At 73.5% G+C, this 7,216-nt stretch carries 8 protein-coding genes and 1 pseudogene; 8 read left to right on the forward strand and 1 reads right to left on the reverse strand.

Features of this window, described 5'->3' with window-relative positions; translation table 11 throughout:
• The 8 genes and pseudogenes from CR470_RS34320 to CR470_RS34355 all read left to right on the forward strand — a co-directional run.
• Positions 1-333 (forward strand): annotated as a pseudogene (locus CR470_RS34320) (hypothetical protein); the annotation flags it as partial.
• A 76-nt stretch (positions 334-409) separates the two neighbouring features.
• Positions 410-835, forward strand: coding sequence for a phage tail protein (locus tag CR470_RS34325; protein ID WP_097871339.1), 426 nt, complete (start codon positions 410-412; stop codon positions 833-835).
• A 55-nt stretch (positions 836-890) separates the two neighbouring features.
• Positions 891-1,613, forward strand: coding sequence for a CIS tube protein (locus CR470_RS34330; protein WP_097871340.1), 723 nt, complete (start codon positions 891-893; stop codon positions 1,611-1,613).
• Positions 1,610-3,391, forward strand: a complete 1,782-nt coding sequence (locus CR470_RS34335) for a VgrG-related protein (protein WP_097871341.1) — start codon at positions 1,610-1,612, stop codon at positions 3,389-3,391. The genes CR470_RS34330 and CR470_RS34335 overlap by 4 nt, the downstream gene beginning before the upstream one ends.
• Before the next feature lie 102 nt (positions 3,392-3,493).
• Positions 3,494-3,811: a PAAR domain-containing protein gene (locus CR470_RS34340; protein WP_018959944.1), complete on the forward strand. Its 318-nt coding sequence runs from the start codon at positions 3,494-3,496 to the stop codon at positions 3,809-3,811.
• Entirely contained in the window at positions 3,808-4,257 is a 450-nt protein-coding gene (locus CR470_RS34345) for a GPW/gp25 family protein (protein WP_097871342.1), read from the forward strand. The genes CR470_RS34340 and CR470_RS34345 overlap by 4 nt, the downstream gene beginning before the upstream one ends.
• Complete coding sequence (locus CR470_RS34350) at positions 4,257-6,218, forward strand: putative baseplate assembly protein (protein WP_097871343.1); 1,962 nt, start codon at positions 4,257-4,259, stop codon at positions 6,216-6,218. The genes CR470_RS34345 and CR470_RS34350 overlap by 1 nt, the downstream gene beginning before the upstream one ends.
• Positions 6,215-6,790, forward strand: coding sequence for a phage tail protein I (locus CR470_RS34355; RefSeq protein ID WP_073866177.1), 576 nt, complete (start codon positions 6,215-6,217; stop codon positions 6,788-6,790). The genes CR470_RS34350 and CR470_RS34355 overlap by 4 nt, the downstream gene beginning before the upstream one ends.
• Positions 6,791-6,862: 72 nt before the next feature.
• Here CR470_RS34355 and CR470_RS40130 read toward each other — a convergent pair.
• Positions 6,863-7,216, reverse strand: a 354-nt coding sequence (locus CR470_RS40130; protein ID WP_218923799.1) for a hypothetical protein, incomplete at its 5' end; no start/stop codon positions are given.

A 7,216-nucleotide genomic window follows, 5' to 3' on the forward strand; every position in this document is an offset into this window, starting at 1 on the left:
GGTCTCTCCGTACGCGTGCCGCCCCGCGCGCCCGTGCAGGCCGCCGGAGCGGGTCGCCCGGAGAGCAGGGCGCAGGCGGTCCAGCGGGCGGCTGCGAACGCCGGGATCACCGGGGTTCCCGTGCAGGCCGCCCCGCCGAAGCCCGCGGCCGGGGCGGCGGGGGCGGCCACCCGTTCCGACGACGCTTCCGACGCTCCTCCGGCGAACCGGCTGAGCGGAACGGAGATCGAGGAGCTGGCCCGCCGGCTCCTCGACCCGGTGAGCCGGCTCATCCGCGCCGATCTGCGCCGGGGCCGGGAACGCAGCGGGCGGCTGCACGACGGCCGCCGCTGACGACACGATCGCCCCGGCTTACCCCCGCACGACCCGTACGACCCGTACGAGAGACAGCAGAGAAGACGAGAGACGCATGACGGACAACATCTTCGCGACGAGCGTGTTCTTCAAGCTCGCGATCGGCGGCAGCGACCTGGGCGCGTTCCACACCTGCTCCGGCATGGGCGCCGAGGTGGAGATGGAGACGTACGCCGAGGGCGGCAACAACGGTTTCACCTGGCAGCTGCCGGGGCGGATCACCTGGACGAACATCACGCTGACCCGCCCGGTGACCGCCGACACCCTCAAGATCGCGCGCTGGCTGAACGAGACGATCCAGCGGGTCGAACCCAAGGACGGCGAAATCGTCGCGCTGCGTCCCAACCTCAGCCGGATCGTCAGCTGGCAGGTGCACGGCATCGTGCCGGTGCGCTGGCAGGGGCCCTCCTTCGATCCGGCCAACTCCCAGGCGGCGATCGAGACGCTGGAGATCGCGCACGAGGGTCTGGAGCCCTCCTGACCGGAAGCAGCGCTTCCGGTCAGGACGACAGGACGACGAAGGAAGGAGGAACGCAATGTCACCCGCTCTCCGCGCGAGCCGCGCTCGCGCCCAGCTGACCATCATGGAACCGCCGTCGACCGTCGGCGCCAAGCCCGGCGGAACACTCGCCCGTCTCACGTTGCAGTTCAACCCCGCGAAGCTGTCGCTGAGCAAGAGCACCGAGTGGCGGCGCACTCCGTCCCGGATGGCCGGGCAGTCCGCGCTGCCCGAGTTCGTCGGCAGCGGGCCCCGGGCCCTGTCGCTGGAGGTCTTCCTGGACGCCACCGCCACGCACGACAACTCCGTGGAGAAGGCGGTGGAGCAGTTGATGACCGCGTGTGTCCCCACGCCCAAGAGCCTGGCCCGCAAGACGCCCGCCAGCCCCTGGGTGCGCTTCGACTGGGGGACGTCCAAGACGACCTCGTTCGACGGGGTGCTCTCCAACCTCTCGGTCTCGTACACCCTGTTCGACGTCGACGGGAAGCCGCTGCGCGCCACCTGCTCCCTGTCGATCGAGGAGGCGAGCGTCGACCCGGCCGGCCAGAACCCCACCTCGGGTTCGAAGGACGCGCGGCGCACCCACCGGGTCGTGGCCGGGGACAGCCTGCCGCTGCTGGCCTGGCGGGAGTACGGCGACGCCACCGCCTGGCGGACCATCGCGCACGCCAACGACATCGACGACCCGATGCAGTTGACCCCCGGCAGGGAGCTCCTCGTGCCCGGACGGGAAGACCACCTGGCGGAGGAGGGCCGATGAGCGGGACGGAATCCCCCGGGCGCTCCTTCGCCGCCGATCCGATCGTCGAGGCGCCCGCCGAACTGCCCGCCGCCTGGGCCACCCAGCTGGTGAGCTGCGTGGTCGACGAGAACGTGGGCCTGCCCGACACCGCCGTACTGATGTACCGGGATCCCGACCACACCTTCCTCGCCAAGACCGGCATCGGCATGGGCACCCCGCTGAAGATCTCGGTGGTCACCGTCCAGGACCGGGCGCGCGAGCGGCTGTTCACCGGGGAGGTCACCGCGGTCGAGCTGGACACCGACACCACCGGATCGTTCACCGTCGTGCGGGCGTTCTCCAAGGCGCACCGGCTCCAGCGCGGCCGGAAGGTCATGGCGTACCGGAACATGAAGACGGCGGACATCGTCCGCAAGGTCGCCGCCGGCGCCGGTCTGACCTGCGGGCGGATCGAGGCCGCGCCGGTCACGTACAAGCAGGTGACCCAGCCGAACGTGTCGGACTGGGAGTTCCTCCAGCACCTCGCGGCCGAGAGCGGCGCCACCGTGCGGGTGGACGACAAGGGGCGGCTGCAGTTCACCAAGCCGGACCCCGCCTCCTCGGCCCCCTCGCCCACGACCTCCGCCACGCGCGACCCGATGGTCCTGGAGTACGGGAACAACCTGCTGGCCCTGCGTGCGGTGCTGACGGGTGCGGACGGGGCGGACAGCGTCGAGGTGCGCGGCTGGAACGTCGAGACCAAGACCCGGCTGGTGGCCCGGCAGCAGTCCGTCCGCAGCGACACCGTCGCCCCGGGGATGAGTCCGTCGACGGCGGCCAGGATGTTCGGCTCGGGCTCCCGGACGACGATCGCCGACACCCCGTACCGCACCCAGGCGGAGACCCGGGCCGTGGCCGGTGCGCTGGCCGCCTCGGTCAGCGCCGGCTTCGGGGAGGTCGAGGCGGTCGCCTACGGGAACCCCCAGCTGCGGGCGGGCATGCCGGTGGCCCTCGGCAACGTGGGGCCCGCCTTCTCCGGCCGCTACACCGCGACCGCCGCGCACCACGTCCTCGAACCGGACACCGGCTACCGCACGACGGTGATCGTCAGCGCCTCGCCGGACCGGTCGCTCTCGGGGCTGGCCTCCGGCGGCAACGCCCCCTCGCGCGGCCCGCGCATGCCGGGTCTGGCGATCGGGGTGGTCACCGACATCCGCGAGGAGGGCAGGGGCCAACGCGGCTGGGTGCGGCTGAAGTTCCCGTGGCTCGACGACACGTACGTCACCGACTGGGTCCGTACGGTGCAGTGGGGCGGCCAGGGCGGCGGCGGGGTGTTCAGCCCCGAGGTCAACGACGAGGTGCTGGTCGGGTTCGAGCAGGGACTGCTGGACAGCCCGTACGTGCTCGGCGGTCTCTACAACGGGGTCGACAAGCCCTCTCCGCACGACGTCCCGCTGGTCGACCCGACGAGCGGGAAGGTCAACCGGCGCTCTCTGGTGTCCCGTTCGGGCAACCGGCTGGAGCTGCTCGACGCCCCGCGCGGCCCGTCCGGGGTGCGCATCGCCAGCGGTGACAAGCGGCTCGACGTGATGCTCGACGAGAAAAAGGGCGAGATCACACTGACGGTGAAGGCCCGGGGCGGCACCCGAGAACTCAGCTCGGTGACGCTGTCCGCCTCGGGTATCACGCTCGACGCGGGAGCCACGGGCGACGTGAACATCAAGGGCCGCTCGGTGACCGTCAACGGCAAGACGGGGGTCACGGTCGACGGCGGGCTGCTCGCGGTCCTCAAGGCCAAACTCATCAGAATCAACTGACCGCCCGTCCGTCGCCCGTCCGCCCGTCCGCCCGTCCGCCTCCCGACTGCCCCGAAGCCCGACTGCCCCGAAATCCCTTTCACAGCTAGGAGAACCCCGGCCATGCCCCCCGCAGCCCGCACGGGCGACAGCACCGCCCACGGCGGTCTCATCGGCACCCCGCCCCCGGGTGCGGTGGCCGTGGCCACCGTGTTCATCGGCGGCCGGCCGGCGGCCGTCACCGGGAGCCTCCATGTGTGCGTCATCCCTCCGCACGCCCTGCTCGGGCCGGGCAACGTGATCATGCCCAACCCGGCCGGCGCGCTCACCGGTCAGGTGCTCATCGGCGGGCTGCCCGCCGCGCGGATGATGGACAAGACCAGCTGCGGCGCGCCCATCATCAGCGGTGCGCCGAACGTCCTGATCGGGGGCCCGATGTGAGCGGCGGCGGATTCATCGGGCGCGGCTGGGGCTTCCCGCTGCGGGTCGGGCCGACGGGCGGGATCGCGCTGGTCGAGCGGGACCGGGAGATCGAGGAGGCGATCGGCCTGGTGCTCGGCACCGCGCCGGGCGAGCGGCCGATGCGTCCGGAGTTCGGCTGCGGCATCCACGACTACGTCTTCGCGCCCGGCGACGGGGCGACGGCCGGGCGGATCGCCCAGGAGGTCCGCACCTCGCTGGAGCGGTGGGAGCCGCGCATCGAGGTGACGGACGTGGCGATCGCGTTCGACGCCATCGAGGAGGGCACGCTCTACATCGACGTGCACTACACCGTGCGGGCCACCAACGACCTGCGCAACCTCGTCTTTCCCTTCTACACGATCCCGTCGTCGGAGGGCTCTTCCGAGGGCTCCTCCGGGACCGCTCGGGAAGCGGGAGTGCGCTGATGGCCCTGCCTTCGCCCAACCTGGACGACCGGCGTTTCCAGCAGCTCGTCGACGAGGCCAAGCGGTACGTCCAGCAGCGCTCCCCCGAGTGGACCGACCACAATGTGTCGGACCCCGGGGTCACGCTGATCGAGACGTTCGCATACCTGGTCGACCAGTTGCTGTACCGGCTGAACCGGGTGCCGGACAAGAACTACGCGGCCTTCCTCGACCTGCTGGGCGTGACCCTGTTCCCGCCCGCCGTGGCGCGGGCCGAGATCGACTTCTGGCTGTCCGCGCCGCAGCCGGAGACCGTGCACCTCCCCGCGGGCACCGAGGTCGCCACCGCCCGTGGGGAGGCCGAGGAGCCGGTGGTGTTCTCCACCTCCGACGATCTGCCGATCGTGCCGAGTTCGCTGGTCCGGCTGGTCACCGCGCCGGTGTCGGGCGACCAGACGGACCGGACCGGACCGCTCGGCGCGGGCAAGGACATCCCGTGCTTCCAGGCCCGGCCGGAGCCCGGCGACGCCCTGCTGTTCGGGCTGCCGACGGCCGTGCCCCGGTGCATCGTCGCCGTCCGCCTCGACAGCCGGGTGGAGGGCGTGGGCGTCGACCCGCGTCAGCCGCCGCTGGTGTGGGAGGCGTGGGACGGGGCCCGCTGGGTGACGTGTGCGACCGGCACCGACAGCACCGGCGGGCTGAACAGGCCGGGTGAGGTCGTCGTGTTCGTCCCGGCCGGGCACACCGCGTCCGTCGTGGCGGGGACCCGGGCGGGGTGGCTGCGCTGCCGGGTCACCGCTCCGGAGCCGGGCCAGCCGTTCTACTCGGAGTCGCCGACGATCCGGGAGGCCGAGGTGTTCACGGTCGGCGGCACGGCGGCCGCGGAGCACGCGGAGACCGTCCTCGACGTGCCCCTCGGGATGTCCGAGGGCGTCGCCGGGCAGCGGTTCTCGGTGAGCCGGGCGCCGCTGCTCCTGGACGGGGAGCCGCTGGTCGTCCAGGTCTCGACCGACGAGGGCTGGCAGGTGTGGACCCCGGTCGAGCACTTCGGCGCGTCCGGCCCCGGTGACCGGCACGTGCGGATCGACGCCGTCGCCGGGGAGTTCGCGTTCCCGCCGGAGGTGCGGGAGCCGGACGGCACGATGCGCGCGTACGGCGCGGTGCCGGAGAAGGGCGCCCAGCTGCGCGTCCCGCGCTACCGGACGGGCGGCGGCGCGGCGGGCAACGTCGCGCGGGGAGCGATCTCCGTGCTGCGCAGTTCGGTGCCGTACGTCGCGGGCGTCAACAACCGTGAGGCGGCGACCGGCGGGGTCGACGGGGAGACCGTGGAGAACGCGAAGGTGCGCGCGCCCAACATCCTGCGGGTGCAGGAGCGGGCGGTGACGGCCGAGGACTACGAGGTCATCGCCCGGGAGGCCGCGCCGTCGCTGCGCCGGGTGCGGTGCCTGCCGGCCGTGGCGGGCGAGGCCGGTGCGGTACGGGTGCTGGTGGTGCCCGACGCGGTCGCCGACGAGGACGGGCAGCTGCGGTTCGAGCAGCTGATCCCCTCGGACCCGGTGCTCGCGGCGGTCACCGAGCGGCTCGACGAACGGCGGCTGGTCGGCACCCGGCTGGTCGTGGAACCGCCCGCCTACCAGGGCGTCACCGTCGTCGCCCGGCTGGTGGCCGCGCCCGGCGACGTGGACCGGGTCCGGGCGGAGGCTCTGGAGGCGCTGTTCCGGCACATCGACCCGTTGCGGGGCGGGGCGGACGGCCGGGGGTGGCCGTTCGGCAGGCCCGTGCAGTACGGGGAGGTCTTCGCCGTGCTCCAGAGTGTGGAGGGGGCCGGTCTGGTGGAGGACGTCCGGCTGTTCCCGGCGGACCCGATCACCGGGCGGCGCGGCGCGGCGGTGGACCGTATCGACGTGGCGCCCGGAGCCCTGGTCTTCTCGCACCAGCACCAGGTGGTGGTCACCGCGAACGGGGCCGGTGAGGTCGCATGACCCGGGCCGCGATACCCGGGCTGCCCAGCCGGTACCCGATCGGCGAACTGCTGCCCGCCCTGTACGCGGACGACGACCTGGCCCAGCGGTTCACGGCGGGCCTGGACACGGTGCTGGCCCCGGTCCTGTCCACCCTGGACAACCTGCCCGCCTACTTCGACCCGTCGCTGGCCCCGGCCGACTTCCTGCCCTGGCTGGCGTCCTGGGTGGGCGTCGAGGCCGATCCGGCGTGGCCGGTCGAGCTGCGCCGGGCGGTCGTCGCGCGCGCCGTCGAGCTGCACCGGTGGCGCGGCACCCGGCGGGGTCTCGTCGAGCGGCTGCGGCTCTGCTGCGGTGTGCACGCGGACGTCCGGGACGGCGGTGGCGCCACCTGGTCGGCCGAGCCGGGCACGGCTCTCCCGCCGCCGCCGACCGGTGAACTGCTCGTCCGGGTCTGGCCGGTGCGCGAGGGCGTCGCGGTGGACGCCCGCCGCGTCCTGGACGTCGCCACCGCCTCGTGCCCCGTCCACCTCACCTGCCGGGTGGAGGTCCTGCCGGGCCCGCCCGGAGAGCCCGAACAGACAGGAAGCTGACGTGATGCGTTCGTGCCCGGCGTGCGGTACGGCCAACGGCGAGAGTGACGACTTCTGCGGCAACTGCGGCGGCTATCTGGGCTGGTCCTCCCAGCCCACGCGGCCGACGCGAACGGCTGCTCCGGAGCCGGAGCCGGAGCCCGCACCGGAGCCGGAGCCTGCACCGGGACCGGGGCCGAAGCCGAAGCCGGAGCCGGTCCCGGGGCCGGCGGAAGCGGAGGCACTGGTCGCGGAGGGCGGGCCCGTGCCACAGCCGGACCCGGAACCGGCCGGGCCGTCGCCGACGACGCCCGCACCGGACTCGGGCCCGCCCGCACGGCCGGCGCGTCCCACCCCCGCGCCCGCGCCCACCCCCGCGCCCTCGTCTTCGCCCACGCCAGCGCCCACGCCAGCGCCCGCGCCTCCGCCTTCGCCTTCGCCTTCGCC

The organism is Streptomyces sp. rh34, from assembly GCF_002551245.1.
Lineage (GTDB): Bacteria > Actinomycetota > Actinomycetes > Streptomycetales > Streptomycetaceae > Streptomyces.